Source organism: Paenibacillus sp. MAH-35 (assembly GCF_058135425.1).
In genome coordinates, this window is the sequence record NZ_JBYUPU010000001.1 from 140,718 (window position 1) to 159,029 (window position 18,312).

The window sequence follows — 18,312 nt, forward strand, 5'->3', positions numbered from 1 at the left end:
AACTGCCCGGCGAGTGAGAAAAAAAGCTGCGGCCCGCCTCCCTCCAGGAAAGCGCCGCAGCGCGACATTTACTTCAATAGATCGAGCGGGAAGCTGCGAGTCATCGAAGCTTCACTCGCCGGATCAACCCCCGGCAGAGGAGCGATAAATTCCAGATCCCCGTTCTCCGTGATCCGGCTCGTAACGAGGCCGGCATCCAGGCCGTACCGGGTTACATGCCCGGAAGCGAGGTCCAGCACGACCAGCTGATTGGTCCTCTTCTGCCTGTCGTCGTACAAATCGCCCCGGTGCAGGGTGAAGATCAACTTGTTATCGTGAAGCACCAAGTTGCCGGCTGTAGCGATATTTTGCCGGAACCGTTCGGCGTGTTGGCCGGAGACGAGATCGATCCCGATAATCCGATAACCTTGGACGAGATACAGCTTCTTGTTCACCATGTCGAGCTGATAAGAGCCTTCCCCGGACAAATGGTAGATGTACTCGCCATCCGGCTGCACCCGCGGGAACGTCAGGGTGCGCTTCCACATTCCGCCGCGGCTGAAGATCAGCGCTTTCTCGTCCATCAAGACGATGATCTCGTCCCCGTAAGGAATCAGCTTCGTCCGGAACGAACCGTTCAGGTTGAAGCCTGTGTAATAAGCCCGGTAGCGCTCCGACCCCGGCTCGTATATGATCACATGGGCGAGAAAATGAATCCACGTACGTCCCGTCTCCGGATCGGCAAGATACGACTCTTGGAACCAGTCGATCTCCTCCATAGGTTCCCACGTCTCCGGCAGAGCAGCGGTCTCGCCAATAATATGCAAATCGGCGTTCATTCTCGTTACTCCGGATATTCCGACGACTTGCAGCGTATCCGGTATCCCGGCATCGATGGAAGCCGGATACGGCAGCGGCTGCTCCTTCACGACCGCGAACCGGTCGTCCAGCTTCAGAATCCGGTTGCCGAACGTATCGGCCACGTACCAGTAACCGTCTTTTTCCGTAAAATCCGAAGCCGTTCTGCTGCTGCCGCCTTTACCGTAATAAGCAGTATAACTCAACGTCACAGGGAGCTTCGCCAGCTCGGCCAGTTCGCCGTTCTCAACCCGATAGAGCGTCTCTTCGACCAGGACGATCCACTCGCTGCCGATGTGCCGGACGACCGGTAGAGTGCTGTAGTCTCCGCAGCCGACTATACACGACTTTTCGAGCGCTTCGCGCACAGGCTGGGGGAAGCTGGCATACGAATCTACGCCTTGCCATAACGATTGCGGCACTTTTAGAGGGCTGAGCTTGTGTTGCTCGCCGCCGTTCGTTGTGGAAGTGATCGTCCATGTCAGGTCGGGTTGATGAATCCATAAGTCCTCCAGCCGGTTAACCGCTGTCCGGTCTGCGGGACGGTAGTGAATGAGATCGTAAGCGGATAAGACAAGAGATTCGCCGCTGCGTTCGAAATGGAGCCAATCCCCCGAACGTCCGGTAAACCGGGCTCCGCTTAACGGATACGATTCGTAGATCTCGGCCGCTTTCCTCGTGCTCCAATCGATCTCGTAGTGAAACAGCTCGATTTGCGGTCCGCCGATCTTGTAATAATTGTACAAATTATACATGTTCCATTCGTCCTGAAAAAGACGCGGGTTATCGTCGAAGAAGAGGAGGGAGCTTCCATTCAGAAAAGCCAAATCGGCCTTGCCATCCGGAGCCTGAAATCTGCCAAGCAAATAACGGTTCCCATGGATATCCTCGAACGGTCTGAATCCGGTAACCGCATGATCGACGAACCGGGCGATAACCGGATATTCCGCTTCCCAAAATACGATCGTGCCCCGCTCGTCTTCGAATACGGACACGAGGGACCCTTGAGGAAGAGGAAACTGCCGCTGCCGCTCGAAAGCAAGCGGTTCGGCCTGCGGCGACGGTTTCCGCAGACGGTAGCGGTCCCAGGTGTCCGGGTCACTAGGGTTCGCGAATCGGAGATTTACCGACAGGAACCTGGATTCCCCCGGCTTATAGACATACTCGGAGAAGCCCGATCCGTTCATGAATGTCAGGAAGATTAGCCGCGGGTTTTCGGTAAACGTTGCCGTCAGCAATTGTTCCGGTCCCAGCATGGGATCGAGTGGGATAACGGCAAAAGGGCGTGCGGGATCGGCATGCTGCTCGATCGAATGCCATTTTCCCATCGGATGGTCACGGGTACGAAGCTGCTCGCCGATTAATACATGGTCTCCATTGCGCCATAGTCCGGCCGATGTTCCCTGATCGAACTTGAGCAGTTGCTGCTGCCGGAACGCTCCGCGCTCATCCGAGAAGAGGCGGTATATGTGCTGGTTCTCCAAGTAAAGGAGCCCCCGGCTGCGATCCGCGTTATCGATGAGCACCAAAGGTTCGGGCGAAGCGGTATCGAACAAGCCATCCGCCCGCTTCCATTCGGCCGACTCGCTCCACTTCTGTCTCAGCTCCCGAGCTTCCTTGGACAGGAAGCCGTCTCGGCTGCCAGTCAGATCCAGCAGAGCGGAAGCCGGACTGGTATGGCCAAACCGGCCGTCCGGCTGCCGACCTGTCCCCTCCTCCAGCCGGTGATCGGTAGCCGGAAGCCCCCAGTCGGAAGAAGCGGTTATTGTTAGGAATAATAACCCGATTACGAAAGCGCCCCATACCGCCACTCGTCTCCGAATCAAAGAAACCCCCTCCTTACTTTCCTTATATAGGAAATAGACGCGGCGAAGGGCAAGATGTTTCTGTGTCCGAAAACAAAAAAACGCCGCTTGCCTTCAAGCGGCTTCCGGACAGATCCGGGAGCCGGGAATCGGGCAAGGGCGTAGCTTTTCGTCGAACCACTATCCGTTGGAAGCGGCTTTCTCCAGATCCAGAACGCCTTGATAAATCGTATCGAACAGCTCCTCCAGATGATCCGCCTCGATGCAGGAGAAGGCGACGCGCAGATCGGTTTCGCCCAGGGCGATCGTCCCGATGCCGTATTGGTCGAGCAGGTGGAGACGGAGCTGCTCGGCGTCGACGGTCTTCAGCTTCAAGCACATGAAGTAGCCGGAGTTGAACGGATAATACGTCCATGCGGAATCGAATTTGCCGCTGTCGAGCAGCTCTTTCGTCCGGTTGGCGCGGGTTTTCATAATGTTGAACTTCTCCAGACGCTGAGCTTCGAACTCCGGAGATTGAAGCGCGCGAAGGACGAACGTCTGCGACGGATGCGGCCCGCTGGAGATCGTGGCGCGGATGATGCCCATCGTCTTCTGTTCCAGAGCGCTGAGCAGCGATTCGCTTTCCGAAGCGAACGTGATGAATCCGACGCGGAAGCCCCATACGAATTCTTCCTTGGTAGCGCCGTCCACCTTAACGGGCAGGATGCGCGGGTGAAGACCAGCCAGATGGCCGAACAGCGACTCGTGAAGCGAATCTTCGAAAAACAGGCTGAAGTAGGCGTCGTCGGTGACGGCAACGATATTGATTCCGGCTTCGGCGCCTGCGACGAGCGCGGCGACGATCGCTTTGCCTTCCTCGGCGTTCGGCGTATAACCGGTCGGATTGTTCGGGAAGTTCAGGATGACGATCGCTTTGCCCTTGTCCTTCTGGGAGAGGACGGCTTCCTGCAGAGCGGCGGCGTTAAACTTGCCGTCGTCGCCGTATAACGCGAAGTTGACGATCTCCGCGCCGCGGCGGATGCTGAAGCACAGCTCATAGTTCTCCCAGTTTTTGTCCGGGAAAATGACGGCGTCTCCCACATCCGCAAACAAATCGGCGACGATGCTGAGCCCGTGGGTCAGCGCGTTTGTGACGATCGGATTGCTATATGTTTTCCCTTGCAGCGAAGGGTTTTCGACGAGCATCTTGTCGCGCCATGCTTTGCGCAGGGCGGGCTTGCCTTCCGGCGGAGCATACGGGTATATGTCGCTTGGGTCATAAGCTTCGAGCGTATCCTGGATCGCTTTCAGATGCATCGGCTTGCCTTGTTCCAAAGCAATCCCGATTGTAGCGTTAAATTTCTTGGCCTTCGTCTTCGCTTCGGCCGACTGGCTCAGGATGCCTTCTTTCGGAAAATAAATCGCTTTGCCGAGCCCCGACAGCATGGAGAATACATGCGGGTTCTCACTTTCGATGGTCGCGTTCAGTCGTTTCACCAATTCGTTCATCGGTTCCATCCTTCCAAACCTTGTTATCTTTTTCGAAGTCGGTCCTATTATATCATTTAGCCTAATCCGAGTCACTCACGGATTCCAGCGGTCTCCCGACGCAAATCGTCCCGGCAGATCGCTAGGGACCCGCGGGACGACAGTTCGAGAAATTTATCTATTATTTATTCAACACAAGCTCCAGACGCACCGTCACGTTGTTCTCCGTCTGCAGCACGACGGCATGCGGATTTTTCATCCCATAGTCATCGAACGTCACGACGGTCGAGCCGGACAGCTTCAGCTGGTTTTGCTCGTACAGGGCGTTGGAGTCGAACGTAACGTCCTTGTCGACGCCCTTGACGCTCAGCTTGCCCTTCAGCTTGAGAGGAACGACCTGGCCTTCCTTCCATTCGGCCGGCACGCCCTCGAACGACGTGACTTGAAACGTAGCTTTCGGATAAGTCGCGGCCTGCAAATAATCGTTTCCTTTAATATGTCCGTCGCGCTGGCCGTTGCCCGAGCTGAGCGAGGCGATATCCGCTTCGCCCTGGCCTTTCATATTCGCAGGCGCGCTCAGGTCGACAAGCCATTCGCCCCGTACCTGATCGCCGACGAAGTTAACCGTCTCCTTGGAAGTCGTTACCGAGAAATAAACTTTGGAAGGAGCGGCTACTTTCCACGTTCCGTTCAGCTTGCCCGCGATCGGGGCAGCCGCAGAGGAAGCGGATTGTCCGCCGGAAAGTTGTCCGCCGCCGGAAGGCTGTTCGCTTGTCTGTTGCCCGGCGGAGGCTTGTCCCGCTGCCGGAATGACGCCTTCGATCTCGACGTGATTGCCGGCATAATAATCATAGGCCGCATAACCGCCCGCGAGCATCACGAACAGGAAACCCGAGGCGAGCAGCACCGTTTTTTTCGGTTTTTTCTTATTGTTGTTCATTATTCATCCCTCCATGTTTATCGTTGTATGGGTACAGGCCCCTAGTGTATCAAGCTTACGTGTCGGGAACATGTCGGGATGCTGAGCGTTAGCTGAAAGACGGCGCAGTTGACGCCGGCGTATCGCAATGTTGTACAATTAGAAAAGATTGCGGAGTACGGATAACGGAAAGGGGGGAGCCGGATGCGAACGATTCTTCTGGCCGAAGACGAGGAAGCGATTGCCAGAGTGATTGCGGCGTATATGAAAAAAGCCGGCTTTCATGTGGAACGGGCATCGGACGGGGAGGAAGCGCTGCGGCGATTCGAGGAGACGGGCCCTGATCTCGTGCTGCTCGACGTGATGATGCCGGGCTTGGACGGCTGGGATGTGCTGAAGCGGATCAGGGAGCGCAGCAGCTGCCCGATCATTATGCTGACCGCCAAGGGAGATGTCCGCGACCGGCTGGAGGGACTGAATCTGGGAGCGGACGACTATATGTCGAAGCCGTTCGTGCCGGAGGAGGTTGTTGCCCGCGTGAATGCGGTGCTTCGTCGGCCGACGCGCTGGATTGAAGGCGAGGACAAGCGCAATTTCGGCAATCTGTCGATCGATTTCGCCGCCCGGCGGGTTTGTCTGAACGGGGCCGAGCTGCCGCTCAGCCCGCGCGACTTGTCGCTGCTGCTGTTTCTTGCGGAAAACCCGAACCGGACGTTTACGCGCGATCAGCTGATCGAGCAAGTATGGGGAATGGATTACGACGGAAGCGACAGGGCGGTCGATCTGTCGATCAAACGATTGCGTCAGGCGCTTTCCCATTGGCCGACAGTCGAAGGGGAAATTCGCACGCTGCGCGGAACGGGGTATCAATTTTGGGCCGGCGAATGAAAACGACCTCCATCCTGTCGTATTGGACGATCCGTTACGTGCTTATCCTGTGTATCGGGCTGATTCTGGTCGCCTCTGTCGCGGTAATGTGGGTGCGCCAAACAACGATGGACAACCGGATGCAGATGACGCGTCTGTTAGCCGAAGAAATCGCCGACCGGGTGTCCGGCGATGGCAGCATTCCGGTAATCCGCCCCACGCTGGACGGTCTCATCGAGAAACGGAAACGATATTTTGAGCTTAGCGAAGAATTGTGCGTAATCGTCACGACTTCCGACCACAAGATGCTGTATCAGGACCGGACGTTATCACCGGCCGAGATTCGCGAGCGGCTTACGCCCGATCTGTCGGAGTCGGTCGATTCCGACTTTATTACGATATCCGCGGTGATCCATAACCGGTCCGGGGAAGAGATCGGCCATGTGACGCTGATCCAGTCGAAGAAGTCGCTGACTTATATCGAGAACGAATACCGGCTGCTGACGGTGCTGTTGGTCGGGCTGGCGCTGCTTGGGTGGCTGACGATTTATTTGCTGTCCCGCAAACTGTCCCGGCCGATCCGCCAGGTCGCCGTCGCGGCAGGGGAAGTAAGCCGCGGCGTCTACGATATTCGCCTCGAAGGCGAGTGGCGGGAGCGGGAAATTAACGAGCTTGTCGTTTCGTTCAAGGAGATGGCTGGCCGGTTGAAGCAACTGGAGGATTGGCGCTCCCTGATGATGGCCGGCATTACCCACGAGCTGAAGACGCCCGTCACGTCGGTGAAAGGGCTGATCCATGCGGTCCGGGAAGGGGTCGTCACGGATAAGGAAGCGGAGGAGTTTCTCGACATCGCCCTGAAGGAGAGCGAGAGACTGCAGACGATGGTGTCCGATCTGCTCGACTATAACGCGCTTGCTTCCGGTTTTGTGGAAGTGCGGCACGATCGTGTGAACGTCAGTGTGCTGATCGCCGAGATCGTTCACCAATGGAACTTGCTCCAGCCGGATGACGAGCCGGCGGCCGTACTGCAATGTGACGGGCCTGACACGTTCGTCGCCGGGGACGCGATGCGGATTCAGCAAATTCTCGTCAACCTGCTGGGCAATTCCAGACAAGCGGCGGTGCCGGGACGCCCGCTCTCAATCGTCGTTACCGTGAGGAAGCCGGATGCGGGATACGCGGAAATAACGGTGACGGATAACGGGCACGGGATCGGGGAGCCGGAGCGGCCGCTCGTTTTCGAACGGTTTTTCCGCGGTGAGCGGAAGCGCCATCGGGTACGGGGGCTCGGACTCGGCTTGACGTTCAGCCGGATGCTCGCCGAAGCGATGGGCGGGGATTTGCTGCTCGTATACAGCTCGGACGAAGGCAGCACGTTTGCGCTCAGGCTGCCGCTTCGTACCGCTGATCCGCAGCCCGGAAACGGATAAGCAATGAAGTTCCCCGTTATGCCTGTGCTGGCCGATTAAAGGCAAGCTTGCGGCGTACGGGGTTTGTTTTTGGCAAGCAGGCTTTCCGTGCCCATTGCTCATGAATTATTCCGTGCGGCCATAGAGATGTATAGAACGGAACTTTTGGGTTTATACCAACAAGAGAAAGCGCATTTTCGGCTCGTTTTGAGACTGGTCCGGATTTTCTTTTTTCAGTGGGATCGGTTACAATAAATGAACATTGTTTTTCAGGCTGCAAGGTTCGGACAGGGGCAGGCAGGTTCACCCCGCAGGAAGAAGAGATCGGCACGTTCAGCGTTCAAAGACGATATGCCGCAAAAATCGGACAGCTAACAGTCAACGGTCATGGCGCCGGCGTTCGCCTCGGCTGTTGCAGGCGGAAAGGGGGACGTATGCATCCGAAATTAAGAGCCGCGGGAGTTATGATCCGGGACGTCGCAGCGGGGGAGGGCCGGCAGGGCAGCACCCGGCAAGTGCTTGTGCAATGCGACGAGGACGAATCGTTTTACCGGTTCGCCGGCGGAACGGTGGAGTACGGCGAGACGGCTGCCGAAGCGATTATTCGCGAGTTTATGGAAGAATATGATTTGGAGGTTCGGGTCGGGCCTCTTATGGCGATTAACGAGCATTTTTTTCAATATTACGGCAAAGAACACCATCAGGTGACGCTGATCCATCTGTGCGAGCTGGAGCAGACGGACGAAATTCCGGAACCGCTCTGGCATAAGGAGCATTCGTCGGTGAAGCTTGTCTGGAGGACGCTGGGCCAACTGAAGCGCAGGCCGGTGTATCCGGAAGGCATATTCGCCCAGCTCGAAAAAAACCAGCCCGGTATGTCCCATCTAGTAACCGGCCGCGGCTCTCGTTAAATAATGGGCCGCCGCAATCGATTAGCCGAATAAAGGAAGACGTGCAGGGCGCCCGCTACGGGTGCCTTTTATTATTCCGGAAAGGCTGTGCTTTTGCACGATTTTTCGGCAGCGGTAATAATTCCACCGGATGTAGGAAAATGTATCAAGAGGAACTTTTCCTGTTCAACCTACCGGTGGGAGGGACGCCGATATTGAAAGCCGCATGGATGATCGGACTGCTGCTGCTGGTCCAACAAGTGAATGCCCCCGGAGAAGCCGTAATCCAGCATGAGGGGCAGCGGATGGCTACGGCCGTTCGCAACGAATATACGCTGCCGGGGCAGTCGATGGTCGATGGGGACCGGCTGGGCCGGTTAATGGACGAGCTCGACCAAAAGATGTACCGGGCACCGGAAAATGCGCGAATCGGCGCGAACGGCAGAATCGAGAAGGAGCAGCCCGGCTACAGGCTGAACCGCACCGCGTTCGAGGAGCGGTTTTATTCGTATTTTTACGGAACCGGCCCTTCGGTCATCGATCTGCCGAGGACGGCGCTGTATCCGAAGGTGGACAGCGAACTGCTGGCCAACGTCCGGGTCAAGCCGATCGGGCACTATGTCACCTACTACAATTCGAACAACAAAAACCGGATGCACAATATCTCGACCGCGGTAAAAGCGATTAACAACCATGTGCTTTTCCCCGGAGAGCTGTTCTCGTTTAATCAGGTGGTTGGCGAGCGGACCGAGAAAAGAGGATACCTGAAAGCTCCGGTAATCGTAAGGGGAGAGCTGGCCGAAGGGATCGGCGGCGGCATCTGCCAGGTGTCGTCGACGCTGTTCAACGCCGCGGACCGCGCCGGCATGCATATCGTGCAGCGCTATTCGCACAGCCGCAACGTGCCGTACGTGCTGCCCGGACGAGACGCTACCGTGAGCTGGAACGGCCCCGACTTTACCTTTATGAACAAGTACAATCAGCCTGTTCTGATCCGCGCCTTCACGGGCGGCGGCAGTTTGTTCGTCAGCCTGTATTCGTCGGACGTGATCGAATACAAGCCGCGCGAAGTGCCCAGCACGGCGGTGCGCATTCCGGAAGAAATCTCGATCGAAACGGATGCGGACGACCCGGACGGCCCGCTCCGTGCACGGCAGGAAGAGCGCGAGTGACCGGTTATTCGAATGCGATGCATAATAAACCTCCAAGTTCGCGAATTCCGCGGATTCGGGGGTTTTTCGCGTTTGCCGATAAGCGGATCGTCTATGCGGGCCGAAGAAGGCGTTCATTTTGTACAAAGATAAGGTTACGTTTGTCCATTGCCATGCCAAGCCATGCGAGGCTACAATGGTCGGGAGAGATTGATAATCAATATCATTTACAAATACAAAACGTTTGGTTGCGGAGGAACGGGTTATGGTGGAGCCATTGGAATTGTACGACGTGACGATCATCGGCGGCGGCCCTGCCGGGATGTACGCCGCTTTTTATAGCGGAATGCGCGATTTGAAAACAAAGCTGATCGAGGCGAGGGAAGAGCTCGGCGGCCGTATGCTTATCTATCCGGAGAAAATGATCTGGGACGTGGGCGGCTTCGCCCCTGTCGTCTGTCAGCAGCTGATCGCCCAGCTTGCCCAGCAGGCGAACGTGTTCGACCCGACTCTCGTCTTCGGCCAGCATATCAAGCATCTCGAACGAAAAGAAGACGGCACGTTCGTGCTTATAGCCGAATCGGGTGAGAGGCATTGGACGCGGACGGCGGTGCTTGCTTTGGGCCGGGGAATATTGAAGATGGCGAAGCTGGATATCGAAGGAGCCGACCGGTTCGAGATTACGAATCTTCATTATACGGTGCAGGAGCTTGAGCCGTTCCGCGGCAAACGCGTGCTTATATCGGGCGGAGGCAATTCGGCGGTAGACTGGGCCAACGAGCTGCAGCCGATCGCGCAAAGCGTAACGGTCGTCCATCGGCGCGCCATGTTCGGCGGACACGAGAAAAATATTATCCGGATGAAGCAATCCGTTGCGGCTGTCCGGACTCCGTATGCGTTAACCCAGCTGCACAGCGAGGACGGGCAGACGATCGGCAAAGTGACGATTTGCCACGTGGAGACAGGCGAAACCGAGCAGCTGGAGGTCGATGCGGTTATTGTCAATCACGGGCTGAAGTCGGACTTCTCGGGAATAAACGAGTGGGGACTCGAGATGGACGATTGGAACGTGTACGTGAACGGCAAGCTGGAGACGAACGTGCCCGGCATCTATGCCGCCGGTGATTTCGTCAATTTCGACAGCAAGGTGAATCTGATCGCGGGGGCGTTCTCCGACGCCGTGCTAGCGGTCAACAGCGCGAAATTGCATATGGAGCCGGAGGCGCCGCGGATGGCGTACGTCTCGTCGCACAATGACCGGTTCAAGGAGAAAAACCGCGCGCTCGGCGTCGCGGACGAATAACAGCCGACCCTCTTCAGGGACGGCTGGTCATGAAGCCGGGGCTGGGGCCGGGGGAGAGGCCGGGTTCAACTGTTGGCGAGGAGCAGGCGGGGAAGCGCATCGAGCAGCTTTTCCCGGGTCAGGGCGTCCCCGAAGTTCCATTTGGCCGCTTCCACGTAGTAGACGCGTCCGTTCCGGACGGGAGGCAGGCTGCGCCAGAGCGCGCTCTTCATCAGCTTCTCCATCGCGACTTTCGATTCGGCGTTTCCCGGCAGCAGCATGAAGATGCGGTCTCCCGTATAGGCGGGCAGATGACGCTCCGTTATTTCGGCGAATCCTAAACCGGCGTCCAACAGATCGCGGATTTTGTCCACCGGCTGGAAGCCATGCGGATGGTACAGCACCGAAGAAAGTCCGGAAGCCCCCATCACGAACAGCCGGTTGCCGTGATCGAATACGAATACGGAAGCCGTCTCGCCCGGCTCGATAACCGTCCGAAGCTGCTGCCACACGACAGCGGCTTTATTGTTGTAGGTGTCCAGCCATTTTTCCGCTTCGCGTCTTTTGCCCAGCAGATGTCCGAGCGTAAGCAGCCGCTGGTCGAGAGGGGCGAAGGAGTTAAACGTTACCGTAGGAGCGATTTTCGATATTTTCGTATACTGCTTCTCGTCCGAGCAGGCGAATATGATCAGATCCGGCTTCAGCTCCATCAACTTGTCCGGGTTGATCGGATTGCCGACGTCCTGCACGTTGCGTACCCGGTCTTTGAAGAAGGTGCGGTTTTTCCAGGATATATTTCCGCCGATCGCGTCGACTCCGAGAGCGAGCAGGTCGCCGAACGTTTCGCCGAAGTAAATGATTCGTTTCGGCTGGGCGGGGATATCGACTTCGTGTCCGGTCCAGTCTCTTACGCGCGTGTTATGCTTCATATATTTGGCATACTGCTTGGGCGTCACGCCTGTCGTCTGGCGGAAGCGGCGGTTGAAATAATATTCGTCGGCAAAACCGACCCGGCCGGCGATCTCGCGTAGCGGTTCGTCGGAATGAACCAGCAGTTCCTTGGAGCGGTTGATGCGCAGCTCGGTCAAATAATCGAGCGGCTTCTTGCCGGTTAATTCCTGAAAGATCGGGGTGTACTGATAGTAGGGCACCCGGGCCATCTCGGCCAGCTGCTTCACGGTTATGCTATGCATGTAATTGTTCCGCATATAACGGATCGTCGATTCCACCGCTTGCGTGGAATTGGCGGGACCGGCGAACTCGAGGTTGTGCTCGAGCAGAAAACGGATCAGCTCCTGAAACCGGATATGCCGGTTCATCGATTCGATATCGCCGTCGCTGTCTTTCGCATCATACAGCTCCTCGGCGAGGCGAATCAGCCTGGAGAACGGATAAGCGGTCATTTCAAGCCGGCCGGAGAACAAGCTGCCGGTGTACGTCTCGGTGGTCCGTTGACCCGCGATATGGACGGCGGCAAAGGCCAGCTGGTAATACCGGAGCGAGCTGTCGAATCCGTTGACGGCGCGGTAAGAGCGGCCCGGCGGGAGCAGGTAGCATTTGTCGGTCTTCAGAAGGACGGTCGTATCGCCCGTATGGAGGCTGCCGCTTCCGTTCGTTACGATCAGAAGCGTGTACGGATCGCTGGTTTGTATATCGGAATCCCATCCGACAGGGCGGACGGACAGGCTGATGTCAGTCATATGAAATAGCAGGGAGCGAAGCGGGACGGAAGTTGTCGGCTGTAAACCCATCATTCGTGCCTCCTTCAGGCAGGACATATTCGGAAGGATATTGATAATCATTATCAGTCACAATCCATGATATAAGATTTCGGGTCGCCGCTCAACTGAAAAAACGTGTTTTTCTTAGGAATGTTAAATTTGTACAAAAAAAACTTTCATTTTGTCTATTGCCGAGGAGAGGTCAGCTGATCTACTATTTATAATTGAAATTGAGAATCAATATCAATCGTCATCTTGCTATAAGTGCGAGTTCAAAAAGTCCGGTTTTCAGCACCGAGAAGATGGGATGAAGCTAGGAAATGAGGAGCGGAGCGCAGTGGGAGCTTTTGTGAGCACCGGAAGTTCCGGCTGAATTCCATATTCGATGTCGAGTAGGCTTTCGGATCGGCTTCGTGATCAAAAGTGGACTTTTTGAACTACCTCTATTAGAGACGATCGAAAATAATTGGTCCAACCAATGTGACAAAGGTGGCACTCATGAATCCAACAAGGAATGAAGCAACGGCTTCGAAGTCTCCCGTACAAGTCCGTTCCCGTCCATGGGCAGCGACCCTCATCTTGATCGGAGGGGTGATCGCACTGATGCTCGGGATCGCTGTATCCGTGTCGTTCGGAGCGGCGGATATTAAGCTGTCCGTCGTATGGGAGGCAATCTTCCGATTTAATCCCGATCTGACACAGCATCAGATTATTCAGGAGCTCCGTCTGCCCCGCGTGCTGGGGGGAGCGATGGTGGGCGCCTGCTTCGCCGTAGCCGGGGCGATCATGCAGGGGATGACGCGCAATCCGCTTGCGGACAGCGGACTGCTGGGGCTTAACGCAGGCGCAGGTTTTATGCTGGCGATTTGCTTTGCCTTTTTGCCCGGCTTGCCGTTCATGTATTTGATTCTGTTCTCGTTCCTCGGCGCGGCGATCGGAGCCTTGCTCGTCTTCGGTATCGGTTCCCTCGCCAAGGGCGGCTTGACCCCGGTGCGGCTCGTGCTTGCCGGTGCGGCGTTAAGCGCCTTACTGTCGGCATTAAGCGAAGGAATCGCGCTTTATTTCCGGATCGGCCAAGATCTGGCTTTCTGGTACGCCGGGGGAGTGGCGGGAACGAAATGGTTCCAGCTCAAAATTATGTTTCCGTGGATTGCCGCGGCTATTATCGGAGCGATTATTTTGTCGCGCTCGATCACGATGCTGAGTCTGGGCGAGGATGTGGCCAAGGGGCTCGGCCAGCGGACGGGACTCGTGAAGCTGGCCGGGACAGTGCTCGTGCTGATTCTGGCGGGAGCTGCGGTATCGGTCGTCGGCGCTGTCGGATTTGTCGGACTTATTATTCCTCACCTGACCCGTTATATGGTCGGCGTCGATTACCGCTGGATTATTCCGTGCTCGGCGGTGCTCGGCAGCCTGCTGGTCGTCTTCGCCGATCTGGCGGCCAGAATGGTGAATCCGCCGTTCGAGACTCCGGTCGGGGCGCTGATCGCGCTCATCGGTGTTCCGTTCTTCCTTTACCTGGCGCGTAAAGAAAGGAGGGAGCTGTAGGATGGAGCGTGTGCCTCTGTTAAGAAGCGAGAAACAGAAAAGAAGGCGGAATGTTACCGTCCTCGTCGTACTCGGGCTGTTCATCGTCACCGTCTTTATGATCAGTATGAACACCGGTTATATCCGGCTTTCTCCGGTGGAGCTGATTCAGACGTTATTCGGGATGGGAACGAAGAAGCAATCGCTCATTTTGTTCGAATTCCGCCTGCCGCGCATCGTCATTTCGCTGCTGATCGGCGCCGGACTCGCCGTCTCGGGCTGTATCATGCAAGGGATATCGCGCAATGCGCTCGCCGACCCGGGTATACTCGGGATCAACGCGGGGGCGGGATTAACCGTGATGATGTTTATATCGTTTTATCCGGCGACGGCGGCCGCACCGGTCTTCATGCTTCCGCTCGTCGCGCTGGTCGGCGCGGGGCTGACCGCGATTCTGATCTACTCGCTGGCGTACAAGCGGCATCACGGCATAGCGCCGATCCGGCTGCTGCTGACCGGTATCGCCGTGGCCGCAGGGATTAGCGCGGCGACGATCGTCATGACGCTGAGACTTAGCCCGGAGAAATATCAATTTGTTGCGACATGGATGGCCGGAAGCATCTGGGGTGCGAACTGGAAGTTCGTGCTTGCGCTGCTGCCGTGGCTCGTCGTATTGCTGCCGTTCGTCTTCTACAAGGCGCGCGTCATGAATGTGCTGAACCTGGGGGATCAGACGGCGACCGGGCTTGGCGCGCCGGTGGAGAAGGAGCGGCTCGTCCTGCTCGCGGCTGCCGTCGGTCTTGCCGGCTCCTGCGTAGCGGTGAGCGGCAGCATCGGCTTCGTCGGGCTGATCGCCCCGCATCTCGTACGCCGTCTCGTCGGTCAGAAGCATCAGATGCTGCTGCCGGCCGCGGCGCTTGCCGGTGCGCTTTTGGTCATTACGGCCGATACGATCGGCCGCTGGATTTTACAGCCATCGGAAATTCCAACGGGGATTGTGGTGGCCGTGATCGGCGCGCCTTACTTCCTGTATTTGCTGGCCAAATCGAAATCCTGATCGGTGGCCAGCTTCGATTGATCGATTGGAAGATTTGCTTACAACACGAAGACGGGGCATCGGATGTCGGGGCTGACGAACGACAGGATGCAGAGCGGCGAGATGGCCCGTCACGGGCCGGAGGATCTCCGGGAGCGGAAGGTCAGGTGCTTCGCCGTGCCGGTAAGCCGGGAGTCGCTTATAGGCAGGAAAGGTTCGGAATAGGAGCGGTTTGTGAGGCTGTCGATTCAATGTGGACAACCAAGTGGAAAGGGAAAAGATTACCTTCTGGCGAGTTTTGTCTGGAATCCCCTACCTTACGCCGGAGGCCCTTTTCCGAGAGAGCAGATCCCGCCGCGCGAAGGCGGGCTGCACCCCAACCGCGTTTGTATAAAAAATGAGTAGAGAATGTGTATTGTGGCATCAAAAAGTGTGAGATATAATGATCCCGAACGAAAATGAGAATGATTATCATTTAAATTCGGCTCTCTTTTCGTACCTTTTTGGTTAGACATAGGAGTGAACGCGGTTATGGCAAAATCACGTCGCATGCTGGCGGTAGGAATGACGCTTCTGCTCGTTTTGGCGGTAGGTTTGACAGGATGCGGAGCAACCAATAACGAGACGCCGGCAGCCGGCCAGACGGATTCGAACGAGAGGAAAACAAGGGTTGTCAAAGGGGAGTTCGGAGACGTTACGATTCCCGTCAAGCCGAAGAAGGTTGCGGGGATTTACGTTGAGGATTATTTGCAGGCGCTCGGCGTAACGCCGGTCGTCCAGTGGTATCATCCGAACTGGGGCAAGCAGGACTATTTGGGTCTGAACGTGCCGACGTTCGATACGACCGGGAGCATCGAGGCGCTGGTCGCGGCCGGTCCCGATCTGATCATCGTCGACGGCGGGGCGGATGCGGCCAAGTACGAGCTGTACTCCAAAGTGGCGCCGACGTATCGTCTACCGGAAGCCGTGCTGCAGAGCCCGCCGGAAATATTAAGGAAAATTGCCGATGTGCTCGGCATCCCGGAGAAAGTCGAAAGCGTGCTGGCGGAATACAATCAGAAAATGACGGATGCGAAGGCGAAGCTCGACAAAGCGGTCGGCGAACAGACGGTGGCGGTCGTCCGGATTAATGTGGGAGACAAATCGCTGGCTCTGTTCGGCATCAATAACCGGTATACCGGCAACATTTACTCCGAGCTTGGACTCGCGCCGCACCGTTTTGTCAAGGAAATGAAGGAGTTCCAGGCCATCTTGTCCGAGGAGAAACTTCCCGAGCTGGATGCGGATCATCTGATCGTGTTTCCATCCAACGGAAGCTGGACGTCCGAGGAGAACAAGGAAGCGGTCAAGCTGCTGGACAGCCCGCTGTGGAAATCGCTTCCCGCCGTCAAAAACGGGCATGTGTACAAAGCGGAGCGGACGCATTGGCAGTCCGGCGCGATTACGGCCAATAAGATGAAAACGGACGATGTTTTGAAGTGGCTTGTTAAATAAAGAGACATGCCCCGCAGATCGGATGAAGCGGGCCAAGGGAAAGCCGTCAACACCCAGTTGATGAGCTTTCCTTTTTTCTATATACTAATATTTGAAAATGATAACCATTCTCATTGTAGGTGAGCCAAAATGAAACAGGTAACGGAGCCGGCCTCGTATGCCCGGACTTTGTTTTATGTGCTGAAGGAAATTCAGTATGACGTTCAAGCTTCGAAATGGCAGGAGCACGGCGAGACCGGCAGCCATTCTACCTTATGGGTGATTACCGGAGGTTCCGGTACGATCGCTATCGGCGGCAGCCGGCTTCGTCTCGGCCGGGGGATGTGCTGTCTCGCCGCTCCGGATGTGGCTGTCGAGCTGGCGGCGGGTGAGGACGGCCTGATCTACTATCGGGTTTCGTTCGAGTGGTGGAGGGGATACGGGGCAGACTCCGGCTCCGGCCAGAACGAGCCGTCCGGCGGCGGATTTCCGTTACAGGGAGAAGCGCTGTGTCATCCGTTCTCCACTTGTATGGACTATTTGGAATCGATCTACCGCCACCGGGATTCGGACGACGATCTGGAACAGCTGGACAACCATGTGAGGTTTCAGGAATGGATGCGGTTCCTCCTGGCGCAAAATCGTTCCTTGGGCTATGAAGGAAATATGCGCAAAGCGGTGGAGCAATCGATCGAGCTTATTAAGGAGCAATACCGGGACATGTGGACCGTGAACGAGCTGGCGGACCGGGCGAATGTCGCACGCTGGCAGTACTCGCGTCTGTTTAAGGAGCTGACCGGACAAATTCCGCTGGATTATTTGAACGGGGTTCGGATCGACCGGGCCAAAAAGCTGCTGCTGACGACCGACGACCGGCTGTACGATATCGCCCAAAACGTCGGCTTTAACAACGAATATTATTTCAACCGCCGGTTCAAGCAAACGCTCGGGATTTCTCCCGGCCAGTACCGCCGTCATTACCGTGAAAATGCCCGCGTGTTCGCTCCTTTCCTGGAAGATTTCCTCGTGGCGCTCGGCATCACGCCGGTCGTTCAATGCTCCCACCGCGGCTGGGGGAGACAGGAATACCTCGGCTTGAACGATGTGCCCGTCCTCGACCTTGCGGAGGAGGATGAGGATGATCTCTCCCGGCATCGTCCCGATTTCATTATGCTGGACGGAGGGTTCAGCAAGTGGATTCCGAACGACCGGCTGGGCCGGCTGGCCCCGACCTTCCATATGCCGCATCCGGGCGAGGACTGGCGCTCGACGCTGCATAAAGCGGCGCGTCTGCTCGGGCGGACGGACCGGGTGGAGGAAGTGATCCGGCATTATGAGCAGAAAGCGCGCGACGCCCGCAGCGTGCTCGGCCGGTCGACCCGCGGACAGACGGTCGCCTTTTTACGCATATCGGCGCTTGGCATAAGTCTGTACGCCGGGCCGGACTACGGTTATACCGGGCCGATCCTGTACAAGGATCTGGGGCTTGCCCCGCATTCCCTCGTGATGGAGATGGAACAGGAGACGAGAAAGATGACTTTGCCTCCGGAATGGCTGGAGCGGCTGGATGCGGACCATCTCTTTATTACGTTCGACCGGCGGCATTCCTCCGTGCCGGGAGAGGAACGGGAGATGCTGGAGACGGCTTCGTGGCAGGCGCTGCCGGCGGTAAAGCAGCAGTGCGTATACGAGGTCGATTTTATGACCTGGATGAACTACGGGGTTATCTCCAACAGCAAAAAGATCGACGACGTGCTGAAGGTGCTCGCTTGACAGGCAGGGGCATTAGCTTCTGCGGCCCGCTCTTTCGGGGGCGCGCTGCATCTGTCGGCCGGCCGGCGTCATGCGGCGGTTGCTCCCGCCCTGCACATTCGCGCCGGGAGCCGCGTGCGATCGCTGCTTCCACTTACGCAGTCGCTTCCTTA

At 56.8% G+C, this 18,312-nt stretch carries 14 protein-coding genes; 10 read left to right on the top strand and 4 right to left on the bottom strand.

The window, feature by feature from the left end:
* Positions 1-68 precede the first annotated feature (68 nt).
* The 3 genes from AC3Y2E_RS00520 to AC3Y2E_RS00530 all read right to left on the bottom strand — a co-directional run bounded on the left by AC3Y2E_RS00520 (position 69) and on the right by AC3Y2E_RS00530 (position 5,052).
* Complete coding sequence (locus AC3Y2E_RS00520) at positions 69-2,663, bottom strand: hypothetical protein (protein WP_379206036.1); 2,595 nt, start codon at positions 2,661-2,663, stop codon at positions 69-71.
* A gap of 159 nt (positions 2,664-2,822) precedes the next feature.
* Positions 2,823-4,133, bottom strand: coding sequence for an aminotransferase class I/II-fold pyridoxal phosphate-dependent enzyme (locus AC3Y2E_RS00525; protein ID WP_379206038.1), 1,311 nt, complete (start codon positions 4,131-4,133; stop codon positions 2,823-2,825).
* A gap of 160 nt (positions 4,134-4,293) precedes the next feature.
* Complete coding sequence (locus AC3Y2E_RS00530) at positions 4,294-5,052, bottom strand: YceI family protein (RefSeq protein WP_379206040.1); 759 nt, start codon at positions 5,050-5,052, stop codon at positions 4,294-4,296.
* Between the two features lie 183 nt (positions 5,053-5,235).
* Here AC3Y2E_RS00530 and AC3Y2E_RS00535 point away from each other — a divergent pair, with 183 nt between their 5' ends.
* From AC3Y2E_RS00535 to AC3Y2E_RS00555, 5 genes are all read left to right on the top strand, one after another.
* Positions 5,236-5,919, top strand: coding sequence for a response regulator transcription factor (locus AC3Y2E_RS00535; protein WP_379206042.1), 684 nt, complete (start codon positions 5,236-5,238; stop codon positions 5,917-5,919).
* On the top strand, positions 5,904-7,328 hold the full coding sequence (locus AC3Y2E_RS00540; RefSeq protein ID WP_379206044.1) for a HAMP domain-containing sensor histidine kinase: 1,425 nt from the start codon (positions 5,904-5,906) through the stop codon (positions 7,326-7,328). The genes AC3Y2E_RS00535 and AC3Y2E_RS00540 overlap by 16 nt, the downstream gene beginning before the upstream one ends.
* Positions 7,329-7,741: 413 nt before the next feature.
* A complete protein-coding gene (locus AC3Y2E_RS00545; RefSeq protein ID WP_223836315.1) occupies positions 7,742-8,218 on the top strand; it encodes an NUDIX hydrolase in 477 nt (158 codons plus the stop codon).
* Positions 8,219-8,412: 194 nt separating this feature from the next.
* Entirely contained in the window at positions 8,413-9,369 is a 957-nt protein-coding gene (locus AC3Y2E_RS00550; protein ID WP_379206047.1) for a VanW family protein, read from the top strand.
* 244 nt (positions 9,370-9,613) lie between these two features.
* Positions 9,614-10,651, top strand: a complete 1,038-nt coding sequence (locus AC3Y2E_RS00555; RefSeq protein WP_379206049.1) for an NAD(P)/FAD-dependent oxidoreductase — start codon at positions 9,614-9,616, stop codon at positions 10,649-10,651.
* Between the two features lie 65 nt (positions 10,652-10,716).
* Here AC3Y2E_RS00555 and AC3Y2E_RS00560 read toward each other — a convergent pair whose 3' ends face one another.
* Positions 10,717-12,384 (bottom strand): AraC family transcriptional regulator, encoded by a 1,668-nt coding sequence (locus tag AC3Y2E_RS00560; protein ID WP_379206051.1) that lies wholly within the window; start codon positions 12,382-12,384, stop codon positions 10,717-10,719.
* Positions 12,385-12,849: 465 nt separating this feature from the next.
* On the opposite strand from AC3Y2E_RS00560, the gene AC3Y2E_RS00565 reads away from it, so the two are divergent.
* The 5 genes from AC3Y2E_RS00565 to AC3Y2E_RS00585 all read left to right on the top strand — a co-directional run bounded on the left by AC3Y2E_RS00565 (position 12,850) and on the right by AC3Y2E_RS00585 (position 18,160).
* Positions 12,850-13,899 carry a FecCD family ABC transporter permease gene (locus tag AC3Y2E_RS00565; protein ID WP_379206053.1) on the top strand — a complete coding sequence of 350 codons (1,050 nt, stop codon included), beginning with the start codon at positions 12,850-12,852 and terminating at the stop codon, positions 13,897-13,899.
* A gap of 1 nt (position 13,900) precedes the next feature.
* Positions 13,901-14,935 (top strand): FecCD family ABC transporter permease, encoded by a 1,035-nt coding sequence (locus AC3Y2E_RS00570; protein ID WP_379206055.1) that lies wholly within the window; start codon positions 13,901-13,903, stop codon positions 14,933-14,935.
* A gap of 63 nt (positions 14,936-14,998) precedes the next feature.
* Positions 14,999-15,139, top strand: coding sequence for a hypothetical protein (locus tag AC3Y2E_RS00575; RefSeq protein ID WP_379206057.1), 141 nt, complete (start codon positions 14,999-15,001; stop codon positions 15,137-15,139).
* Between the two features lie 306 nt (positions 15,140-15,445).
* Entirely contained in the window at positions 15,446-16,408 is a 963-nt protein-coding gene (locus AC3Y2E_RS00580; RefSeq protein WP_379206059.1) for an ABC transporter substrate-binding protein, read from the top strand.
* Positions 16,409-16,537: 129 nt separating this feature from the next.
* Positions 16,538-18,160 (top strand): helix-turn-helix domain-containing protein, encoded by a 1,623-nt coding sequence (locus AC3Y2E_RS00585; RefSeq protein WP_379206061.1) that lies wholly within the window; start codon positions 16,538-16,540, stop codon positions 18,158-18,160.
* The last annotated feature ends 152 nt before the right edge of the window (positions 18,161-18,312 follow it).